The sequence below is a fragment of the Myxococcus sp. CA023 genome (assembly GCF_010998615.1).
Taxonomy (GTDB): domain Bacteria; phylum Myxococcota; class Myxococcia; order Myxococcales; family Myxococcaceae; genus Myxococcus.
On the sequence record NZ_JAAEAH010000035.1, the window covers coordinates 37,548 to 57,387 of the forward strand.

Here is a 19,840-nt window from a genome sequence, read left to right on the forward strand (position 1 = left end):
ACTGCAAATGGATACGTGTTTCCCGTATGTCCTCACGGCACTGTGACACTCGCAGCGGTCGACCCGTCTGTCTCGGCGGGTGAGCACGCGAAATATGAGAAGACGCTCAAAACGCTCCAGGAGCGCGTCTTCGAGCTGCAGATCCAGAACTACCTGGCGGGGCGGAAGGCCGTCATCGTCTTCGAGGGCTGGGACGCCTCCGGTAAGGGCGGCGCCATTCGCAGGCTCACCACGCTGATGGACCCGCGTGGTTACAAGGTCTGGCCCATCACCTCGCCGTCGGAGGACGAGCGCAGACACCATTACCTGTGGCGCTTCTGGCGCAAGACGCCGGGCGCGGGCGAGGTCTGCATGTTCGACCGGAGCTGGTACGGCCGGGTGCTGGTGGAGCGGGTAGAGGGCTTCGCGAAGCCGGCGGAATGGCGGCGCGCCTACGATGAAATCAATGCTTTTGAACACATGCTCACCGCGGACGGTGTGCGGATGGTGAAGTTCTTCATCCACATCGACAAGAAGACGCAGCTGCAGCGGTTTCGCGAGCGCGAGGCGGACCCGGCCAAGCGCTACAAGCTGGGGCCCGAGGACTGGCGGAACCGGGCGAAGTGGAAGAAGTACGAAGCGGCCATCCAGGAGATGCTGGACCGCACGCACCGCCCCGACGCGCCGTGGCACGTGGTGCCAGGAAACGACAAGCGCTACTCGCGGTTGGAGGTGCTCCGCCGCTGCGTGGAGTTGCTGGGCTGAGACAGGAGGAGGCCGCGGTGGGCGCGGAAGAGCCGCAGGGGCTCTCGCGCGCGTCCGACCCCGCAGCGGCGCGTCTACGTCAGGGCCTTCTTCACGGCCTCTTCGATGCGGGCCTTGGGCACCGCGCCGACAATCTGCTCCACCACGCGGCCGCCCTTGAACAGGAGCAGGGTGGGGATGGAACGGATGCCGTACTCCTGCGGCGTGTCCTGGTTCTCATCGATGTTGAGCTTGGCGAACTTCACCTGCCCCTTGTACTGCGAGGCCAGCGCTTCGATGGAGGGCGCGATGGCGCGGCACGGCGCGCACCACGTCGCCCAGAAATCCACCAGCACGGGCTCCTGGGAGTCCAGGACCTGCTGCTTGAAGTCGCCATCCCCGATGTTCGTCACGTCCGCGCCTGCCATGGTGTCTCCTCGTGCCCTGTCCGGGCACCTCCGCCGCGTGTAGTACGCGTCCGGTGGGCCTGCAAGGATCGGCCGGCCATCAGCCAATCTGGCGGCTCAGATGCGGATGGATGGCGCCTGTTTCAACCATTTCCCCCAAGCGTTCCCCCGGGGGAGGGGTGGCTGGTGTAAGCTGGAAGGCGTGACGAAGCTCTTCCTGCCCCAGGCCCAGCTCGAGGAGTGGGCGCTGGCGGACAAAGCAGACCTGCGCGAAGGCCAACTGGTGGTGATGGCGGAAGGCGGCGTGGCCTTCCCCCTCACGCCCGCGGTCCACTTCGTCCAGCTCGTGTCGGGCGAAGACACCCAGGGGTTGGTGGCCCGGGTGAAGACCGAGGAGCAACTTGCCCGACTGGGTGCCGAGCAGATGGCTGACTCGGTGCTGGTGGGGGACAACGCCTATGAGGTCGTTCCAGGGTATGTAGCGGAGGTCGCCGCCGGCGCGCCCAGGCCAGAGGGCGCGGACAAGAAGCCGGACTCTGAAGCAGACCTTCTGGCTGCCTTCATCCTCAACAAGATGGGCTGATTCGCCCGTCTTCCGTGGTTATGAGCCTGCCCCTATGAGCCACACGCTCGTCTCGCTCGCCTGCCACGCGTATGGCATCGCCGCTGTCGTCTACCTGGCCTACCTGGTCCGCCAGTCCGAGGCCCTGGCCACGGCCGGGCGCGTGCTGGTGGGCGGTGGATTGGCGCTGCATGGCGTGGCGCTCTTCGAGTTGCTCGGGGTGCAGAGCGGGCGGCCGGTGGGCCTGGCGCAAGGCTTCTCCGCGCTGGCCTTCCTGCTGCTGGCCATCTTCCTGTTCCTGGACGTGCGCTACCGCCGGCCCGTCATCGGCGCCTTTCTCACGCCGCTGGCGCTGGCCGCGTTGCTGCCCGGTCTGCTGATGGAGGGCGGGCAGGCGCCGCTGCCTCCCGGGGTGCGTCAGCCGCTATTGCCGCTGCATATCACCCTGGCACTGATGGGGCTGGCCGCGTTCGCGGTCGCCGCGGGCGTGGGCGTCATGTACGTGCTCATGGAGCGGCAGGTGAAGGCGAAGCGCTTCGGGTTGCTGTTCTCCCGCCTGCCCTCCCTGGAGTTCCTGGACACGCTGAACCGGCGCCTGGTGGTGTGGGGCTTCCTGGCGCTGTCCGTCACGCTCGCCACGGGGGCCTTCTTCGTGGGCACCGCGCCGGGCCCCTGGACCGTGGATGGGAAGACACTGGCCACCCTCGTTGCGTGGGCTGTCTTCGCCGCGCTGCTGGTGGCACGTTCCGTCGCGGGCTGGCGGGGGCGGCGGGTGGCCTTCCTCACCATGGCGGGGTTCTGTCTGGTCATGGTGTCCTTCCTGGCCTCGTATGACGTGTCGTCGCCCTCGGAGGCGGCCTTGAGGATGCCCTGAGTATGGAGCTCATTTGCATTGGCCTGTCCCACCGGACGGCGCCCCTCACCGTCCGCGAGCGACTGGCCTTGCCGGAGTCGCGTCAGGCGGACGTGCTCCAGCGGCTGGCCCAGGCGCCCGTGGAGGCCCTCTGGGTGTCCACCTGCAACCGCGTGGAGGTGTACCTGTTCGCGCCGAACGCGGCGATGGCGCGGCAGCGCGCGTTGACGGAGCTGCAGGGGCTGGGCGGCGTGGAAGCCCTGGAGCACCTCTACGAGCACCAGGGCGAGGCGGCGCTGGTGCACCTGTTCCGTGTGGCATGCAGCCTGGACTCCATGGTGCTGGGCGAGGCTCAGATTCTGGGCCAGGTGAAGGAAGCCTTCGAGCGGGGCCAGGGCGCGGGCGCAGTGCGCGGTGAGTTGATGCGCGCGTGCGCGGCCGCCTTCAGCTGCGCCAAGCGCGTGCGCACGGAGACGGCCATTGGTCGCGCGGCCACGTCCATGGCGGCGGCGGCGGTGCAGCTGGCCAGCAAGGTGTTCGACGGGCTCGCGGGCAAGACGGTGCTGGTGGTGGGCGCGGGGGAGATGGGCGAGCTGGCGGCGCGCCACCTGAAGCAGGCCGGTGCATCGAAGCTCTACGTCACCAACCGCACCCTGTCGCGCGCGGAGGCGCTGGCGGCGGAGGTGGGCGGACAGGCGCGGCCCTTCGAGGAGCTGCTCGGCCTGGTGGCCGCGGCGGACGTGGTGGTGTGCAGCACGGCGTCGCAGGTGCCGCTCTTCACGCGGGACAACGTGGGCGCCCTGGGGCGCGGACGCCGGGGTCGGCCGCTGTTCATGGTGGACCTGGCGGTGCCTCGAGACATCGACCCGGCCGTGGGCACGCTGGACTGGGTACACGCATACGACGTGGACGACATCCAGAAGTTCGTCGCGGACAACGCCGCGGCGCGCGCGGAAGAGGCGCAGAAGGCGGGCGTGCTCGTCGCGCAGGAAGTAGCGCGTTTCGTCAAGGAGCGTGCGCTGCGTGAGGGCACGCCGGTGCTGGCGCGACTGCGTCAGCGCGCGGAAGCCATTGCCCGCTCCGAGGTGGAGCGCACGCTGGGCGCCCTGGGCGACGGACTCAACGACAAGCAACGGAAGAGCATCGAGGCCATGGGCCGAGCCATCGTCAACAAGCTGCTGCATGAGCCCACCGCGCGGCTGCGCGCCGTGGGGCCGGAAGGGGAGGGCAACCGCCTGGCGGGTGCCGCCGCCGAGCTGTTCGGTCTGTTGGAGGAGGAGGTCGGCACCGCCGCCGCCGCGCCCTCCGTCATGGCCGCGCCAGTCCAGGTCGCCACGGGGGGCAAGTGATGTCGCACGTGCGCATCGCCACCCGGCAGAGTCCCCTGGCGCTCTGGCAGGCGCGTCACGTGGGCGCGCTGCTGACCTCGCGGCATCCCGGTTTGGAAGTGACCCTGGTGGAGATGACCACCGAGGGAGACCGCTTCCTGTCCGCGCCGTTGTCCGCGGTGGGCGGCAAGGGCTTGTTCGTGAAGGAAATCGAACAGGCGCTGCTCGACGGCCGCGCGGACATCGCCGTGCATAGCCTCAAGGACATGACGTCCGTGTTCCCGGAAGGGCTGATGCTCGCGGCGGTGCCGGAGCGGGAGGATCCGCGCGACGTCTTCTGTGGCCTGGGCGGGCTGACGTTGGACACGCTTCCGCAGGGCGCGCGCGTGGGCACGTCGTCGCTGCGCCGGAGCTGCATCCTGCGCTCGCGCCGGCCGGACGTGGACATCGTCAGCGTGCGCGGCAACGTGCAGACGCGCCTGGCGAGGACGCGGGAGCAGGGGCTCGCGGGGGCGCTGCTGGCCTACGCCGGACTCAAGCGCCTGGGCCTGGAGGACGTCATCACCCAGGTGCTGCCGCCCGAGGTGAGCCTGCCCGCGGTGGGGCAGGGCGTGCTGGCCATCCAGTGCCGCACGGACGATGCGCGCGTGCGCGCGCTGCTGGCGCCGCTGGAGCACGCCACCACGCGCATCGCCGTCACGGCCGAGCGCGCGCTGCTGGCGAAGCTGGAGGGGGGCTGCACCGTGCCGCTGGCCGGGCATGCCACCGTGTCGGGCGACACCGTCTTCCTGCGCGGACTCGTGGGCCGTCCGGATGGCACACACGTGGTGCGGGGCGAGGTGCGCGGCCCCGTGTCGCAGGCCCATGCACTGGGTGAAGCCCTGGCGGATGACCTGCTGTCGCGTGGGGCGGCGGACATCTTGCGTGATTTCGCGCGCCGCTTCGAGGCGCGAGAGTCCTAGACTGGCGCTCGCGTGGAACGGCGACTTGAAGGCAAGAGAGTCTTGGTGACGCGCCCGCGTGAGCGGGCCGAGGAGTTGTGCTTCCTCCTGGAGGATGAGGGCGCCGAAGTGCTGAGCGTGCCCCTTCTGGAACTGCATCCTCCGGAGGACCCACGGCCGCTGGCGTCAGCGGCCGAGCACATCCAGCGCTACACCTGGGTGGTGTTCGCGAGCCCGACCGGCGTGGATGCGCTGATGGAGGCCCTGCGCGAGGCGGGCACCCAGGACCGGATACAGCGGGTGAAGGTGGCCACCGTGGGGCCGCGCACGACGCGCGCCGCGGAGGGCTACGGCCTGGACGTGGTGGCCGAACCTTCCGAGGGCACGGGCGCGGCCCTGCTCAACCTCATCAAGGATGCGCTGCAACCGGGTGACGAAGTCCTGCTTCCCGCCGCCGAGGAAGGCCGGCGTGAGCTGGAAGACGGGCTGCGAGAGCACGGCCTCCTGGTGACGCGGGTGACGGCGTATCGCGCCACGCCCGCGCCCCTGCCACCGGAGTCGTTGGCCTTGCTGGATGCCTCACCGCCGGACGTCGTGCTCTTCGCTTCGCCGCGTACGGCCGAGGCCTTCGTGGAAGAGGCCGGACGCGAGCGCCTGGCCACCGCGCGGGTGGTGGCGATCGGTCCGACGACGGCGTCCGCCCTGGAGCGGCTGGGCGTGCCCGCGGCGGCCGTCGCGGAGCGGCCGACGCCAGAGTCCCTGGTGGACGCCGCCGTGCTCGCGGTGACGAGCACCGTGCACTGACGGTGGCGCGGCGCCGTGCCCGCACGGCCGCACGACGTGCCTGACAGCGGCCCCATGCCTGGTTGGTGGAGCGGAGGGCGCCAGGGGTGTTTTCCGCTCGGCGCTTCGCCGTGTGCCGGAATCCGTCTGGTACGCTTCGGGGTCGCACTCCGGCGGGCGGCTGGGGTGAAAGGAGACGCGCTTGGTACAGCCAGTGAGCGGCGTGGGTGGCACTGCTCCGAAGAGCCGGGATGACTTCACCACGCCGTTCGTGCTGGAGGCGCTCGTTGCCCAGGGGCTGCTGCAACCCCAGCAGGCGCAGGAGGTGCTGGCCCGCGAGGGCGCCGCGCGCGCCCGGGTGCTCAAGGCCCACCAGGGGGCCACGGGCGGCAGCAAGGAGGCCGCGCGGTACGACGTATCTCCGGTGGAAATCGTGGCGGCGTTCCAGGTGCCGCTGTCCAACGGCCGAGGCGTGCTGGACGAGGACCGCGTCACGGAGGCTGCCGCGCGCGCCGCCGGCATGACCTACCGGAAGATTGACCCGCTCAAGCTCGACATGGCGCTGGCCACGCGCACGGTGTCCAGGCCCTACGCGCAGAAGCACGTGCTGCTTCCCCTGGAGCGCACCCCGCAGGGCCGGCTGCTGGTGGCGGTGGCCAACCCTTTCGACCGGGAACTCTTCGAGAGCTTCCACCGCCTGACGGGGCTGCCCGTGGAGCCCGTCCTCAGCGCGAAGGCGGACATCCTCAAGTCCATCAGCGACATCTACGGCTTCAAGAAGACGCTGGCGCGCGCCGCCGACGACTTCAGCGCTGCCGCCGGAGCCCAGGTCGCCAACTTCGAGCAGCTCGTCTCGCTCAGTGGCACCCAGGAGCTGGAGGCGTCGGACCGGCCCGTGGTGCAGGCGGTGGACTACCTGCTGCGCTACGCGTTCGACAACCGCGCCTCGGACATCCACATCGAACCCAAGCGCACCACCAGCGTGGTGCGTCTGCGCATCGACGGCGTGCTGCACCCGGTGCACACGCTGCCGGCGCCGGTGCATCCGCCCATCGTCTCGCGCGTGAAGATGCTGGCGCGCATCGACATCTCAGAGCGCCGCAAGCCGCAGGACGGCCGCATCAAGACGGAGCGCGACGGCCGCGAGGTCGAACTCCGCGTGTCCACGCTGCCCACCGCGTTCGGCGAGAAGGTGGTCATCCGTATCTTCGACCCGGAGACGTTGGTGCAGGACATCGCCCAGCTTGGCTTCGAGCCCGACGAGAAGATCGCCTTCGAGTCCTGGATTGACCAGCCACACGGGCTCATCCTCGTCACCGGCCCCACCGGTAGTGGCAAGACGACGACGCTCTACTCCGCGCTCAAGGCGCTGGCGGGTCCGGACGTCAACGTCACCACCATCGAAGACCCCATCGAAATGGTGTGGGACGCCTTCAACCAGGTGCAGGTGCAGCCCAAGGTGGGGCTCGACTTCGCCGGAGCGCTGCGCCACATCCTCCGCCAGGACCCGGACGTCATCATGGTGGGCGAGATTCGCGACCCGGAGACAGCGGAGAACGCGATTCAATCCGCGCTCACCGGCCATCTGGTGCTGTCCACGCTGCATACCAACGACGCGCTGGGCGCGGTGGCGCGCATGCGGGATTTGGGCGTGCCGTCCTTCCTCCTGGCGCAGAGCCTTCTGGGCGTCATGGCGCAGCGCCTGCTGCGCCGGGTGTGCAGTCATTGCGCGCAGGAGACGACGCTGACGCCGGACGAACTGCTCGCGCTCCAGGCGCCCCTGCCGCTGCTGCCCGGTGGCGTGCGCCTGCTCAAGGGGGCAGGGTGCGTGCGTTGCCGTGGCACCGGCTTCGTGGGGCGCACGGGCGTCTTCGAAATCGTCACCAGCGCGGGCGAACTGAGAGACCTCATCGCCCGCGAGGCCCCCTATTCGCAGATGGTGGATGCGGCCCGGCGCTCCGGCATGCGCACGCTGCGCGAGGCCGCCGTGCGCAAGCTGGCCCAGGGCTTCACCGCCTTCGACGAGGTGGTGCGGATGACGACCGTCTGACGCGCGACGGCCCGGCCTCCCACGAGGAGAGACCGGGCCGCGGAGTCCTTCCGGCTGCCCCGGTGGGGCAGGGCGGTGGACTAGAAGCGCGCCTGGAGCAGCGTGTTGAAGCCCAGCGCGTGCGGGCGCTCGAAGCTCGGCTGCGCCACACCCGTCACGTCGTCCCGGAACGTGGTCCGGTTGGTGTCGTACGTGTAGTAGACCTCGCCGACGGCGGCGACGGAGTCGGACAGGTCCCAGCGGAACGTGGCCTTCGCGGAGTAGATGGGCTCCGCCTTGCACGCCGCGCTGCCGCGGCCGCACGTCTCCGGAAGGATGCTGAGCTGATTCACGTCACGCACCACGACGGTGCGCGTGCCGATGAGGTTCGGCGGTGGGTTGTTGCCGCCCAGCACCGGCGTGGGGCTGCGGAACGAGGCCGGCTGCTGCACACCGAGGATGAAACCCGGCGTGAAGTGCAGCTTCGGCAGGTGGTAGTCCGCGCCCACCGCGATGAACATCTCCGGCTTCAGCTCCGTGCCCTCCGGGAAGTCCTGGAACGGCGGGAAGCCCGGCACCTCGAACTGGATGAAGGACAGGCTGCGGTACAGGCCGAGGAGGCTGACGCGGAGCAGGTCGTACTTCGCGCGCGCTTGGAGGGCCACGGCGGTGGCGCCCTGCGGCTTGGTGGCGCCGAAGTCGTTGGGCTTCTCCAGCGTCTGCGACAGGTAGCTGCCTTCCAGCGACACGGTGTACGACAGGCCGCCCGGGTACTGCTCCGGCGCGAAGAAGCGCTGATAGATGTCCGGGTCGTTCTTGTAGAGCCGGAAGTCCACGCTGGTGCCGACGGGCACACCCACGTGGTAGACGACCTGTCCGGACACGCCCGCGGCGTTCACCGGCGCTTCCACGCCAAGCGTCGCCAGGCCGGGCACCAGGCCCTTCTGGAAGTAGCCGCCGCCCGCCTCGACGCGCAGCGTCTCCAGGATGTCCCAACCCGCGCCGGCCATGAGGCCGTACTTGGTCTCTTCCTCGCGGATGAGCTCGTTCTGCATGAGCGCCGTCTTGCCGCCGACGTACGCGTACCAATTGTCGCGGGTGATCTGCAGCTTGCCGCCGGGCACGCCGTTGGTGGCGGCGCGGGTGGTGAACACGCCGCTGCCACCCCAGGAGATGCGGTACGCATAGCCCAGACGGAAACGGTCCGCGGACACCGGGAAGCCGACGAGCGAGATGCCTTCCTTCTCGCTCCAGCCCGGCGGCTGGTAGTTGAGGCGGATGTAGCTGGAGTTGTCGCGGATGTCGACGCCACCCGACGGCCGCTCGAGCACCAGCAGCGTCAGCGCCGCTTCGGTCGTCAAACCCTCGAAGAAGGCCGGTGCTCGCTTGTAGAGCACCACGTTCGACAGGGACTCGAAGCCGGAGAACCGGGTGTTGAAGTTGTCGTAGAACTGCGTGTTCTGGTTGCCGGCGCCGAACCGTGCATTGGGGCTGTTCGGCGTCGTTTCACCAGAGCCCGCGAGCACGTTGTCGTCCGCGAAGACGAACGACAGACGGGTGTCCACGAAGTCACTGGCCCAAGCGGGCGCACTCAGGGAAATCAGGCCGGTCAGGGCCAGCTTCTGCAGCGTTTTCAATGTCCCTCTCCACGGAGCGGTCCAGTGGACCGCTCCTCCCTGCTTCCCGTCACCGGGTCGCGAGAATCATCAGAAGACTACGGATTGACGCAAGGCCGGATCGGCTGCGGGCACTCCATGCCCGGGCCGGGGTAGCAGCAGATGTCGTCCACGTCGCGAGGCAGCACGTTCCACCGGGGGCGGGCGGCGCTCACCTGCCGCAGGTGGCCCACGACGTCAAAGGTGGCCGCATGCAGATTGCGGCACTGCTGAGCCGCCTCGGCGTTCGGGTCATCCTCGCGGCAGTCGGGCGCCAGGTCCGGCACCGCGTCCTTCGTGACCAGGTTGATGCGCGTGCGCGCGTCCGCCGCCACCTTGCAGGTGAGGGTGCCGTCCTCGTGGTTCTGGACGGAGGCGTACACGATGCCCTCACCCGCGGCCATGGTGTGCTGCAGCGGAGTCTGGGCCGCCAGCGCCACCGGCGTGCCGTTGGCGCCGAAGCGCACGTTGGCCGGCTTGTCGCACGACACGTTGACGCGCTGATCCCTGCTGAACGTGTCCGACTGGGCCCAGTTGACGATGGTGGGGTCCGCGTTGACGGTGGCGGTGAAGGTCTGGATGCGCCCGGGGACGGACTCGTCCAGGCCCGCCGCGGCGGCGCCGGTGGGGTTCATCTCCACGACGAACTGGCCGAAGCCGTTGTACGTGTTGCGCTCGGCGCAGTGGACACCCGCGAACTGGCCAATGCCCATGGTGCAGTCGATGTTGCACTGCCGCTCGGCGATGTCCGGATCGTTCGGGTTGTCCGTGCCGCAGCTTCCCCACGTCCCCGCTCGGGTATTGGGACAGAAGAAGGGGACGCTGCCGTTGCCGTTGGCGTCACAGTTGTGGAAGACGCGCGGGAACTTCACCCGGCTGAGCTTCACCAGTGACGACTCCAGGCTCTCCATCTTGTAGTTGCCGTAGCTGTAACCACACAGCGGGTCCGTCATGTAGAGCGAGCCGCTGTAGCCGCACAGTCGGCCGTTGATCTCCACCGGCGGCGACAACTTCAGATACTTGTCCCACTCCGACTGGGGCAGCAGCCGGACGCGCTCGCGCACCGTCCAGGCGGGGAAGGTGAGCTGCGTGGTGGCGGTGAACTCCTGCACGGAGCCGGACACCGACCACAGCAGATCGCCCGGGTCGAGCCCTTCGGGGAAGGAGTAGTTGTAGACGTAGAGCGAGTTGAAGCGGCCGGGATAGTTGCCGTCCGGCTCACCCGTTTGGATGTTGGCGCCCGGGACGCTGTTCTCGCCCACGCGGCAGGCTGTCATGTCCGTGACGAAGAAGCCGCCCGGGTCCGTGCCCGTCACCAGCAGCGTCACCGGCTGCTTGTCGTTCGGGTCGCCCTCGGAGCAGTTCTGCAGCAGCGGTGGTCCGGCCTCCGGGTTGCGCCCGATGCGCATGTACGTCCCGGCGTACGCGGTGAGCTGATCGCTGTTCTGCGGAACCTGGACCGTGGAGATGGTCGGCTCCTCGAACTTCATCATCCGCGACAGGCCGGTGGCGTTGGTGCGGGTCGCCGGCTCCTGGGGCAGCTCGCCGGGGATGACCTGCCCGTCGGCGTAATCCACCTGGGGCGGCTCGTCCTGCACCCAGACGTGGGCGTCGCCGTAGAGCTGGCCGGAGCGCACCGTGCCGGTGCCCCGGCCGTTGGTGAGCTGGGTCCAGCGGTAGCGGTACTCGCCCATCAGGTTGCCCGGCACCGTGCGGAAGGACACCGGCCCGTTGAACGACTCCATGGGCTGGCCCTTCGCGTCCAGGGCGAGGATCTCCACGTCGAAGTCCACCGGCGTTCGGGGCAGGGCCAGCCGGCAGTCCGCCGTGCCGCGAACCTCCAGCGGCACCTGGTTCTGGCCGCCGTGCGCGGTGGCGCACTCATTCACCACCGGCAGCGGGGTACGCGTGCCGCCGGTGTAGATGCCCGTGAGGTTGACCCGGAACGAGGCGACGCCATCAGGCTGAGGCGTTTCCTGGGTGTAACAGCCGGCCGCCGCCAGGGCCGACAGGAAGAGCAGGCGCTTCATTTACTTCACCCTCCGGCCGATACGGGAATCCTCAACCGCGTCCGCGATGGACACGGAGGTGGGGTTCTCACAGAAGTTCCGCAGCTGGTTCGTCACCGTGCCGCAGATGGGGTTGTTGCCCGCCAGCACATCCCGGCAGCTGCAGCGGCCTGTGTACGGGCCCTCCGGCACGTCGCACTGGCTCTGGATGTCCTCGGCCGTCAGGCCCGGCACGCCGCAGCGCTCCGCGGCGTCCGAGGGGAGCGACAGCAGTTCCTTGCAGGCGCAACTGCCCACCTGCTTGTCCAGCGCGGCCTTGAAGTCGGCGGCAGCGCGGCAGGAGCCCACCACCTGTTCGTTCACCGTCCAGCGGCCGTTGACGAGGTTGCCGCAGTAGTGGCCCGACTTGGACGTCTCGCGGCCCGCGAGGATGTCCTCACAGGTGCAGAAGCCCTGCATGTAGCCGATGAGCGAATCGCGCAGCGAGATACCCGTCTCGATGCGGGTGGTGTTGCGCTTGAGGACGTTGAAGCCCGAGCCACCCTTGGCGATGTAGTCGTTGACGGCGATCTTGTACGTGCCGGTGGTGTCCAGCGGCTTGCCGTTGATCTGGATGTCGGTGCCCGGGTGCGCGTAGCAGCGGCCCACGCTGGAGTCGTTGCTCTGGTCCACCAGGCACTGCCACGGCGCATGACCCTGGCGGTCCTGGTTGGGGCAGTCCGTGCCGTTGAGCGCCGGGTTGCAGGCGATCTGCAGATCGTTCACCTGCACCTGGGCGCAGTCCATGGTGAAGCGGGCGCCGGAGATCTGCGCCTGGCTGACGCAGCCGCGCTCCGCGGAGCGCTCGGTGACGAAGTCGAACATCTCCTGCATCTCCTTGCCGGAGAGGTACATGATGTTGATGGTGTTCTCGAACGGGAACACGTTGAACATCGACTCCTGGCTCACCACGCCCGCGTAGAGGTTGTCGCGGATGCCCAGTGAGTTGGTGAGCGCCATCTCCGCCTCGACGCGGCGGCGCTTGCGCATGGAGTCCGCGGCGATGTTGCCCAGCGGCGAGTCACCACCCGTGGAGTTGTTGCGGCGCTGCACGTCGCGCGGCGCGTAGGAGAAGATGGACGTCAGCTGGAAGTTGAAGTCCATGCCCAGGATGTACGGCTGGAGCAGATGCGTGGTCATCCGGTCCTCCTGGTTCGTGCACGCCTGGATGGCCTGACGGACGCGCTCGTCGCGGAGGAACTGGCCCTCCGCCCAGAACACGTTGCCATCGTGACGGAAGCGACGCATGGCGTCGTCGCACCACAGGGCGTCCATGGGGAACACGCGGAAGTCCTGGCTGATGATTTCGCCGCCCTCACCGGTGCCGAGCACCTCGGGCATCTTCACCACCAGCTCCAGCCGGCCCACGTACTTGGCGAACGCGCCAGAGTGCGCGAGCACCACCTTGCGGCCCGCGGGGTCGGTGAGCAGCTGCGGTGGGTTGAGCACGACGTGCAGGTGACCACCCATCACCGCGTCCACGCCCACCACGCCGGGGATGCGCACGCGCACCACGGACTTGTCGTCCCCTTCGGGGCCGAACCACTCCAGCACCTGCCAGGGCTCCTTCTGGCGCTGCACGTAGGCCTTGGCGCGGGAGTACTCGTAATAGGCGTCGTAGCCCTGGATGACGTCCTGGTCCTCATGGAGGCCCAGGTGGCTGACCAGCACGATGAGGTCGGTGACGGGGCGCAGCAGGTCCACGTAGGCGCGCGCCACCTCGTTCTGCTCCAGCGGCGTCACCTGGAGGCTGTTGCCACCTTCGACGATGGAGTTGAGCGAGGAGATGTTGGCCATGCCGATGATGGCCACCCGGAGGCCCTTCACGTTGCGGATGGTGTACGGCTCCACTTCCAGGGCCGTCTGGTGGTTGCCGTTCGCCCGCCAGTCGTCCCAGAAGTAGTTGGCCGCCAGCAGCGGGAACATCGCGTGCTGCTGCGCCATCTGGGTGAAGTTGAGGAGGCCCGCGTCGAACTCGTGGTTGCCCACGACGGCCGCGTCGAGCCGCGCCTCGGAGAGGAACTTGAACTCCACCTCGCCGGTGTTGAGGTTGAAGATGGGCGCGCCCTGGAAGCAGTCGCCCGAGTCCACGTGCAGCACACGCTCGCCCTGGGAGCGCTCGCGCTTGAGCAGTGCCCCCATGCGCGTGGCGCCGCCGAAGGGGCCCGCTTCCGGGATGGTCCCCAGGTCCACGTCCGTCTTCAACGGCGTGAAGTCATAGGGGATGAGGCGCGAATGGATGTCCGAGGTATGAAGGAGCGTCAGACGCACCTCCTGCCCCTCGAGGTTGTAGTCCTGGCCTTCCAACACCGGCATGCACGAAGCAGATGCCAGGGCGCAGCAGAGGCCGAGCAGGAGGCGACGCATCAAGAGAATTCCGTGTTTCGGGGGGGAGACAGCGGTAAAGCGGGCGCAAGGTACGGGATCAAGCTTTGTCGGGCAAGCAACGCCACCATGGCGGGCCAGGTTCCTGCCATTGGCGTTCCTACTCCACAGGAGAGCAGGCGGACATGCGGCAGCGTCATTCCAGTGTGACTGACATCGAGATCATCGAGGATTTCTCGTCTACCGCGAGATGCGACGAGGGCTTTCTCAGGGTTCGGCGGCTGCGCTGCCGCAACCGGCGCGCGGACGGTTCTTCCTCTCCCGTATACCGCGTGGACGTGGTGGACCGGCCCCGGTTGGACGCGGTGGCGGTGCTCGTCTATCGACGCGGCGCGTCAGGTCTGGAGGTGCTGACGCGGATGAACCTCCGGCCCGCGGCGTATTTCCGGAAGGACAACCGGGGCGCGATGACCGTTCCAGACCCTGCGTCTGGCTACTTGCGCGTGGAAGAAATTGTCGCGGGACTGCTGGAACCGGAGGACAAGGGCGAGGAAGGCCTGCGTCGCCGCGCCGCGGCCGAGGTGCGTGAGGAGGCCGGGTTCAACGTGAATCCGGAGGACATCCGGTTGTTGGGCGGCGCCTTCTTCCTGGCGCCGGGCATCCTGTCCGAAAAGGTGTTTCCCGCCGCGGTGGACGTCACCGAGCTGTCACCCGAGGAGCCCGAAGGGGATGGTTCGCCTCTAGAGGAGGGCACGCAGCTGCACTGGCGTCCCATCCAGGAGGTGTTGGACGCGTGCCGGCGCGGTGACATCCCGGATGCGAAGACGGAAGTCGCCTTGGCGCGGCTGCTCGCCCTGCAGCCCTGAAGGGCGTGCATTGTTTTCGCACGGCCGCGTGCCGGGGTAGGGTGCGCGACGTTCCGCAATCCACCGCAGAGGTCGCTGCATGTCGTCGCTGCCCCCCTGGCTGGCCCAGTTCCTGCCCATCCTCATCCTCCTGGGGGCCATCGGCCTCGTCCTCGCGCGCCTGCCCAAGGTGGAGTTGGGACACTCGGAGGCATTCAAGCGCCGCCGGTTCTTCAACTGGTTCCCGTTGGGCATGACGTACGCGTTCCTCTACATGGGGCGCTACAACCTCAACGTGGCCACCAGCGCCATGGGGGACCGCACCTCCAACGCGGACTTCGGCACCATCTTCGCGTGGGGCACCGCCGTGTACGGCGTGGCCTTCCTCCTCAACGGCCCGCTGACGGACAAGTTGGGTGGCCGGAAGACCATCCTGATGGCTGCCGCGGGTTCGGCGGTGGCGAACGTGGCCATGGGCGGCGTGGTGTACGCGGTGCTGACGCACAACTGGGCGCCGCCGGGCGGCCTGGTGGCGACGCTGTCGTTCCTCTACGCCGTCAACATGTACTTCCAGAGCTTCGGCGCGGTCTCCATCGTCAAGGTGAACGCGGCCTGGTTCCACGTGCGCGAGCGCGGCCTGCTGGGCGGCGTGTTCGGCATCCTCATCTCGCTGGGCATCTACTTCGCCTACGACTGGAGCCGGCTCATCGTGAAGGCCGCGCCCACCTACTGGGCGTTCTTCGTGCCCGCGGCCATCCTCGCCGTGTTCCTGGTGGTGGACTACTTCGTCATCCGCGACACGCCCAGCCACGCGGGCCATCCGGACTTCGACACCGCGGACGCGTCCTCCGGAGAGACCGGGCCTCAGTTGGGGGTGGCGGGCGTGCTGAAGCGCATGCTGACCAACCGCGCCATCATCATCATCCTCTGCATCGAGTTCTGCAGCGGCTTCATGCGCAACGCCATCATGCAGTGGTACCCCAAGTTCGCGAAGGCGACGGGACTCGGCGAGTCCTTCGTCGCGGCCAACTGGGGCATGTTGCTGTGCGTGGCGGGCATCACCGGCGGCATGTTCGCCGGCGTCATCAGCGACCGCGTCTTCGACTCACGCCGCGGCCCCGTGTCCGCCGTGCTCTACGCCGGCATGTCGGTGGGCGCCGTCATCTCCGTGTTCGTCCTGGAGAGCGTGGCCCTGGGCTGGACGGTCATCTTCATGTCCCTGTGTGTCATCGGCGTGCACGGCATGCTGTCCGGCACGGCCAGCATGGACTTCGGCGGGAAGAAGAACGCCGGCCTCGCGGTTGGCATCATCGACGGCGCCGTGTACGCGGGCACCGCGCTGCAGTCCATCCTGCTGGGTTCCATCCTGCCGATGGGTGACGAGGCGAAGACCGCCGCCAACTGGGGCAACTGGCCCTACGCCATGCTGCCGCTGTCCTTCCTCGGGCTGCTGCTGGCCACCCAGGTGTGGAACGCCCGGCCTCAGCCGAAGTCCGCGCCCGTGCCGGCCACCCTGCCGGTGCCTCCGGCGGTGCCAGCGAATCGGACCGGTACTGGCGGGTAATATCCGTGTGGCCCCAACGATGTGTGACGTTGGGGTCACTCCCGCGTGACAGGGATGTAGCGTAGACTCCAGACGTGTCCCAGCCACCCGCACCACTGCAGAGCCGCTTCGAGGTCCACGACCGGAAGCAGTTTGAAATCAAGCTCGAGTATCAGCCCTCCGGGGCGGATGAGACGCGCTACCTCGTGGAGGCGTATCTCTTCCTGCCGGGGAGCCTGAACATCGACGCGGAGACGTACCCGCGGGCGGACTTCTACGCGGACATCCACAACTACGTGCGCTTCAAGACGCCGGTGATGGCGGTGAACGAGCTGCTGAGCTCGGACACCTCGCCGCTGGTGCGCCTGGAGGCATGGCTGCGCACGGGGATGGGGTCCGAGAAGGACGTCGTGTACCAGGCCAAGCTCTTGTCCTGCGTGCTGCGCGGTGCTTTGCGCCGCTTCGCCACCGGGGTGGAGTCGCGGTGCGAGGGCCCCGCGGCGCTGACCACGGACGCGTGCGCGGTGCTGGAGTCCGAGGTCCTGGCGATGCAGGCCGGTGTGACGCAGGTGCTGGCGCGCTTCCGCGTGTGGCTGCGCGCGGTGGGGGAGCTGCACCTGCAGGAGCGCTCGCGGGCGTCGCTGCGGCTGGTGGACGAGTACGTCAGCCTGTTGGTGGAGGGCGGCTTCCGGCGCTCGGTGGCGGACATGAAGTCGCTGCCCCGCGGCGAGCCGTGGCATGGGCTGCGCAAAGGGCTGATGGAGGCGGTGCTGCGGGAGGAGGCGTACCGCAAGGAGCACCGGCTGCGCAGCGTGCTCAGTCCCACGGGGGACAACGAGGAGTACATCCTCCGGCTGGGCTTCCTGAAGAAGTTCTGCATGAACGTGCTGTTCCTGTCGTCGAAGCGGCGGCAGAAGCGGCAGGGCTGGGAGGAGATGCTCTTCGCGCTGGCCGCGGGCATCGCGATGACGGTCGCCACCGCGGTGGCCTTCTGGGCGCAGGAGCGCTACGCGCAGGCCAGCCTCAACTTCTTCCTCATCCTCGTGGTGGGGTACATGGTGAAGGACCGCATCAAGGAGGGCCTGCGCCGGATGCTCAGTCGGGTGGCGGCCATGCACCTGGCGGACCGGACCACGGACCTGGTGGACCCCGTCACCGGGCGCGTCATAGGCGCGTGTGAGGAGCGGGTGGACTACGGGCCCGCGCTGAAGGTCCCGGACACGGTGGCGGCGTTGCGCCAGCGGGATGACTTCCTCACCGCGACGCAGGGCGAGCTGTCGGAGACGGTCATCCGCTACCAGAAGCAGATTGTCCTGGATGCCCGGCACCTGCCGCGCACGCAGCGCGGCCTGACAGGCGTGACGGACATCCTCCGCCTCAACGTGGAGCGCTTCCTGCGCGACATGGACGAGCCGGAGCTGGCGCTGGAGTACGTGGACCTGGCGGACCTGTCCGTGGGCCACATCCGCGGCACCAAGCGCTACCCGGTGGACATGGTGTTCCGCTTCACGGTGGTGGAGGAGGAGACGGACCGCAGCCAGGACTCCGTCCAGTTCGTGCGGCTGGTGCTGGACCGCAACGGCATCCAGCGCATGCAGCGCTTCACGGACCCCGGCCCCGGAATGCCGCCCAGCCGTTCGGGGTGGAGGTCCGCGGCCTGAGGCGGGCCTGACGCTCCAGGCAGGGAGGGGGCGCATGACGCCCCTGGTGGCTGTTTCGGCGGCGCCCTGGCGCTCGCGGGGGTAATCTCCCCGGCGCACATGGCTTACGACGACTTCAAGAAGCGTATCCGCGACGACTGGCGTGACACCCTGCGTTCCATCCTGGAGCGCGCCCGCTCCCTGGGCTCCTCCGCCGTGCTGGCGTTCGACCTGGACTCCACCCTGTTCGACAACCGGCCCCGGCAGGCCCGCATCCTCCGGGAGTATGGTGTCGCTAACTCGCTGGCCGTGCTGGCCGCCTGCGAGCCGCGCCACTGGGTGACGGGCTGGGACATGAAGGAGGCCATGCGCGCCTGCGGCCTGGAGGACGCCCTGGTGGAGTCCCACTTCGCAGAAGCCCGCCGCTTCTGGGCCGAGCGCTTCTTCACCAGCGACTACTGCGTGGACGACGAGGCCATCGACGGCGCGGCCAGCTTCACCCACGAGGTGGTGGCCACCGGCGCGAGGCTCGTCTACGTCACGGGCCGCCATGAGGCCATGCGGGAAGGCTCCGTCTCCTGCATGCGCCGTCACGGCCTGGTGCTGCCGGATGACGACCGGGTGCTCCTCGTGATGAAGCCCACGCTGGCCGAGGACGACGACGCCTTCAAGCGGGAGGCGCACGCGCGGCTGGGCCGTCTGGGGAGCGTGGTGGCTGCTTTCGACAATGAGCCCACGCACGCGAACGACTACCGGCGGAAGTTTCCAGAGGCCACCGTCATCCATCTGGCCACCGACCATTCGGGCCGGCCGGTGGAGTTGCTGGATGGCGTCATTTCCGTCCCGCACTTCGCGCTGGGTTCCTGACGCACCGCGCCTGAAACAGACCTGGCGTGGACGGGGTTTGAAAGGCTTTGAAGTCCCCCTGCCGCGCGGCTATTGAGTCGCTTGGCGTTTGCCGCCCCGGGAGTCCCGTGGGCGGCCAGCATGGAGGCATTCCGCAGTGGCCAGCCCGTACTCGAAAGAACTGCTGTTGGACATGTACCGGAAGATGTACCTCATCCGTCGCTTCGAGGAGCGCGCGGGTCAGCAGTACACGCTGGGGAAGATTGCCGGTTTCTGCCACCTCTACATCGGCCAGGAGGCCGTGGCGGTGGGACCGGTGGAGGCCCTGCGACCGGATGACTACATGCTCAGTGCGTATCGTGACCACGGCCAGCCGCTGGCCCGTGGCAGCGACGCGGGCATGGTCATGGCCGAGCTGATGGGCCGGGACACCGGCTACAGCAAGGGCAAGGGCGGCTCGATGCACATCTTCGACATCGAGCATCACTTCTACGGCGGCTACGGCATCGTCGGCGGCCAGATTCCCCTGGCGGCGGGCATGGCCTTCGCCAGCCGTTATCGCAACGAGGACCGCGTCACCGTCTGCTACTTCGGCGACGCGGCGGCCAGCCAGGGCGCCCTCCACGAGACGTTCAACATGGCGTCCAAGTGGAAGCTCCCGGTCATCTACATCTGCGAGAACAACCGCTACGGGATGGGCACGGCCATTTCCCGCATCGCGGCGGTGCCGGAGATCTACAAGCGCGCCAGCGCCTACGACATGCGCGGCGAGCCGGTGGATGGCATGGACGTGCTGGCCATGTACGAGGCCGTCAAGGACGCCGCCGAGTACTGCCGCGCCGGCAAGGGCCCCGTCCTGCTCGAGGCCAACACGTACCGCTTCCGCGGCCACTCCATGGCCGACCCCGCTACCTACCGCACCAAGCACGAGGTGGAGGAGGAGCGCAAGGGCGACCCGATTCCGAAGCTGCGCGCCTACATCAAGAAGCAGGGGCTGGCCCAGGACGACGTCTTCGAGTCCATCGAAGAGGAGGTCAACGTGCTGGTAGACCAGGCGGTGAAGTTCGCCGACGAGTCGCCCGAGCCCAGCCTGGACGAACTGTGGCGCGACACCATCGTGGAGGAGGGCGAGGAGGACGTGCGCCCCCGCGAGCGCGTGCTGGGGCAGAAGGTGAACTGGCCGACGTACCCCAGTGGCCAGGAGCTGAAGGTGACGTGGGACCTGGAGCCGCGCGAGCAGGCCGAGGCGGCCGACAAGAAGGCGGGCCTCATCCGTTAGGCGCGCACTGACCTGTCTACCAACCCTTTTTCG

At 68.5% G+C, this 19,840-nt stretch carries 16 protein-coding genes; 12 read left to right on the forward strand and 4 right to left on the reverse strand.

Annotated elements, in window-relative coordinates; all coding sequences use genetic code 11:
* The first annotated feature begins 42 nt into the window (after window positions 1-42).
* On the forward strand, window positions 43-744 hold the full coding sequence (locus tag F8M74_RS16965) for a polyphosphate kinase 2 family protein (protein ID WP_228559810.1): 702 nt from the start codon (window positions 43-45) through the stop codon (window positions 742-744).
* Window positions 745-818: 74 nt separating this feature from the next.
* On the opposite strand, the gene trxA is transcribed toward F8M74_RS16965, so the two are convergent.
* On the reverse strand, window positions 819-1,151 hold the full coding sequence (gene trxA, locus F8M74_RS16970; protein WP_011552722.1) for a thioredoxin: 333 nt from the start codon (window positions 1,149-1,151) through the stop codon (window positions 819-821).
* Between the two features lie 100 nt (window positions 1,152-1,251).
* On the opposite strand from trxA, the gene F8M74_RS16975 reads away from it, so the two are divergent.
* The 6 genes from F8M74_RS16975 to F8M74_RS17000 all read left to right on the forward strand — a co-directional run bounded on the left by F8M74_RS16975 (window position 1,252) and on the right by F8M74_RS17000 (window position 7,647).
* Complete coding sequence (locus F8M74_RS16975; RefSeq protein ID WP_141253862.1) at window positions 1,252-1,713, forward strand: hypothetical protein; 462 nt, start codon at window positions 1,252-1,254, stop codon at window positions 1,711-1,713.
* A gap of 34 nt (window positions 1,714-1,747) precedes the next feature.
* Window positions 1,748-2,566: an inner membrane protein YpjD gene (locus F8M74_RS16980; protein WP_141253863.1), complete on the forward strand. Its 819-nt coding sequence runs from the start codon at window positions 1,748-1,750 to the stop codon at window positions 2,564-2,566.
* 2 nt (window positions 2,567-2,568) lie between these two features.
* On the forward strand, window positions 2,569-3,894 hold the full coding sequence (gene hemA / locus F8M74_RS16985; protein ID WP_141253864.1) for a glutamyl-tRNA reductase: 1,326 nt from the start codon (window positions 2,569-2,571) through the stop codon (window positions 3,892-3,894).
* Window positions 3,891-4,835 (forward strand): hydroxymethylbilane synthase, encoded by a 945-nt coding sequence (gene hemC, locus F8M74_RS16990; RefSeq protein WP_171410246.1) that lies wholly within the window; start codon window positions 3,891-3,893, stop codon window positions 4,833-4,835. The genes hemA and hemC overlap by 4 nt, the downstream gene beginning before the upstream one ends.
* A gap of 12 nt (window positions 4,836-4,847) precedes the next feature.
* Window positions 4,848-5,618, forward strand: a complete 771-nt coding sequence (locus F8M74_RS16995; RefSeq protein WP_140798025.1) for a uroporphyrinogen-III synthase — start codon at window positions 4,848-4,850, stop codon at window positions 5,616-5,618.
* Between the two features lie 181 nt (window positions 5,619-5,799).
* On the forward strand, window positions 5,800-7,647 hold the full coding sequence (locus F8M74_RS17000) for a GspE/PulE family protein (RefSeq protein WP_141253866.1): 1,848 nt from the start codon (window positions 5,800-5,802) through the stop codon (window positions 7,645-7,647).
* 80 nt (window positions 7,648-7,727) lie between these two features.
* Here F8M74_RS17000 and F8M74_RS17005 read toward each other — a convergent pair whose 3' ends face one another.
* The 3 genes from F8M74_RS17005 to F8M74_RS17015 all read right to left on the reverse strand — a co-directional run bounded on the left by F8M74_RS17005 (window position 7,728) and on the right by F8M74_RS17015 (window position 13,696).
* Window positions 7,728-9,263 carry a hypothetical protein gene (locus F8M74_RS17005; RefSeq protein WP_141253867.1) on the reverse strand — a complete coding sequence of 512 codons (1,536 nt, stop codon included), beginning with the start codon at window positions 9,261-9,263 and terminating at the stop codon, window positions 7,728-7,730.
* A gap of 77 nt (window positions 9,264-9,340) precedes the next feature.
* Window positions 9,341-11,311 carry a hypothetical protein gene (locus tag F8M74_RS17010; RefSeq protein WP_141253868.1) on the reverse strand — a complete coding sequence of 657 codons (1,971 nt, stop codon included), beginning with the start codon at window positions 11,309-11,311 and terminating at the stop codon, window positions 9,341-9,343.
* Window positions 11,312-13,696 (reverse strand): bifunctional UDP-sugar hydrolase/5'-nucleotidase, encoded by a 2,385-nt coding sequence (locus F8M74_RS17015; protein WP_141253869.1) that lies wholly within the window; start codon window positions 13,694-13,696, stop codon window positions 11,312-11,314.
* A 143-nt stretch (window positions 13,697-13,839) separates the two neighbouring features.
* On the opposite strand from F8M74_RS17015, the gene F8M74_RS17020 reads away from it, so the two are divergent.
* From F8M74_RS17020 to pdhA, 5 genes are all read left to right on the forward strand, one after another.
* Window positions 13,840-14,520 carry an NUDIX hydrolase gene (locus F8M74_RS17020; protein ID WP_141253870.1) on the forward strand — a complete coding sequence of 227 codons (681 nt, stop codon included), beginning with the start codon at window positions 13,840-13,842 and terminating at the stop codon, window positions 14,518-14,520.
* A 79-nt stretch (window positions 14,521-14,599) separates the two neighbouring features.
* The gene (locus tag F8M74_RS17025; RefSeq protein WP_141253871.1) at window positions 14,600-16,063 is read left to right on the forward strand and encodes an MFS transporter; all 1,464 of its coding nucleotides are present in this window, start codon (window positions 14,600-14,602) and stop codon (window positions 16,061-16,063) included.
* Window positions 16,064-16,137: 74 nt separating this feature from the next.
* Entirely contained in the window at window positions 16,138-17,703 is a 1,566-nt protein-coding gene (locus F8M74_RS17030) for a hypothetical protein (protein WP_141253872.1), read from the forward strand.
* 99 nt (window positions 17,704-17,802) lie between these two features.
* On the forward strand, window positions 17,803-18,549 hold the full coding sequence (locus tag F8M74_RS17035; RefSeq protein ID WP_141253873.1) for a hypothetical protein: 747 nt from the start codon (window positions 17,803-17,805) through the stop codon (window positions 18,547-18,549).
* Between the two features lie 136 nt (window positions 18,550-18,685).
* Window positions 18,686-19,807 (forward strand): pyruvate dehydrogenase (acetyl-transferring) E1 component subunit alpha, encoded by a 1,122-nt coding sequence (gene pdhA / locus F8M74_RS17040; RefSeq protein ID WP_171410247.1) that lies wholly within the window; start codon window positions 18,686-18,688, stop codon window positions 19,805-19,807.
* Window positions 19,808-19,840: the final 33 nt, after the last annotated feature.

What these genes read in the sequence shown, in the direction of transcription:
- F8M74_RS17025 (WP_141253871.1), top strand. Translation starts at nt 14,600, where the DNA reads ATGTCGTCGCTGCCCCCCTGGCTGGCCCAGTTCCTGCCCATCCTCATC.
- F8M74_RS16980 (WP_141253863.1), top strand. Translation starts at nt 1,748, where the DNA reads ATGAGCCACACGCTCGTCTCGCTCGCCTGCCACGCGTATGGCATCGCC.
- F8M74_RS16975 (WP_141253862.1), top strand. Translation starts at nt 1,252, where the DNA reads ATGCGGATGGATGGCGCCTGTTTCAACCATTTCCCCCAAGCGTTCCCC.
- F8M74_RS17020 (WP_141253870.1), top strand. Translation starts at nt 13,840, where the DNA reads ATGCGGCAGCGTCATTCCAGTGTGACTGACATCGAGATCATCGAGGAT.
- F8M74_RS17010 (WP_141253868.1), bottom strand. Translation starts at nt 11,311, where the DNA reads ATGAAGCGCCTGCTCTTCCTGTCGGCCCTGGCGGCGGCCGGCTGTTAC.
- F8M74_RS17035 (WP_141253873.1), top strand. Translation starts at nt 17,803, where the DNA reads ATGGCTTACGACGACTTCAAGAAGCGTATCCGCGACGACTGGCGTGAC.
- trxA (WP_011552722.1), bottom strand. Translation starts at nt 1,151, where the DNA reads ATGGCAGGCGCGGACGTGACGAACATCGGGGATGGCGACTTCAAGCAG.
- F8M74_RS17015 (WP_141253869.1), bottom strand. Translation starts at nt 13,696, where the DNA reads ATGCGTCGCCTCCTGCTCGGCCTCTGCTGCGCCCTGGCATCTGCTTCG.
- hemA (WP_141253864.1), top strand. Translation starts at nt 2,569, where the DNA reads ATGGAGCTCATTTGCATTGGCCTGTCCCACCGGACGGCGCCCCTCACC.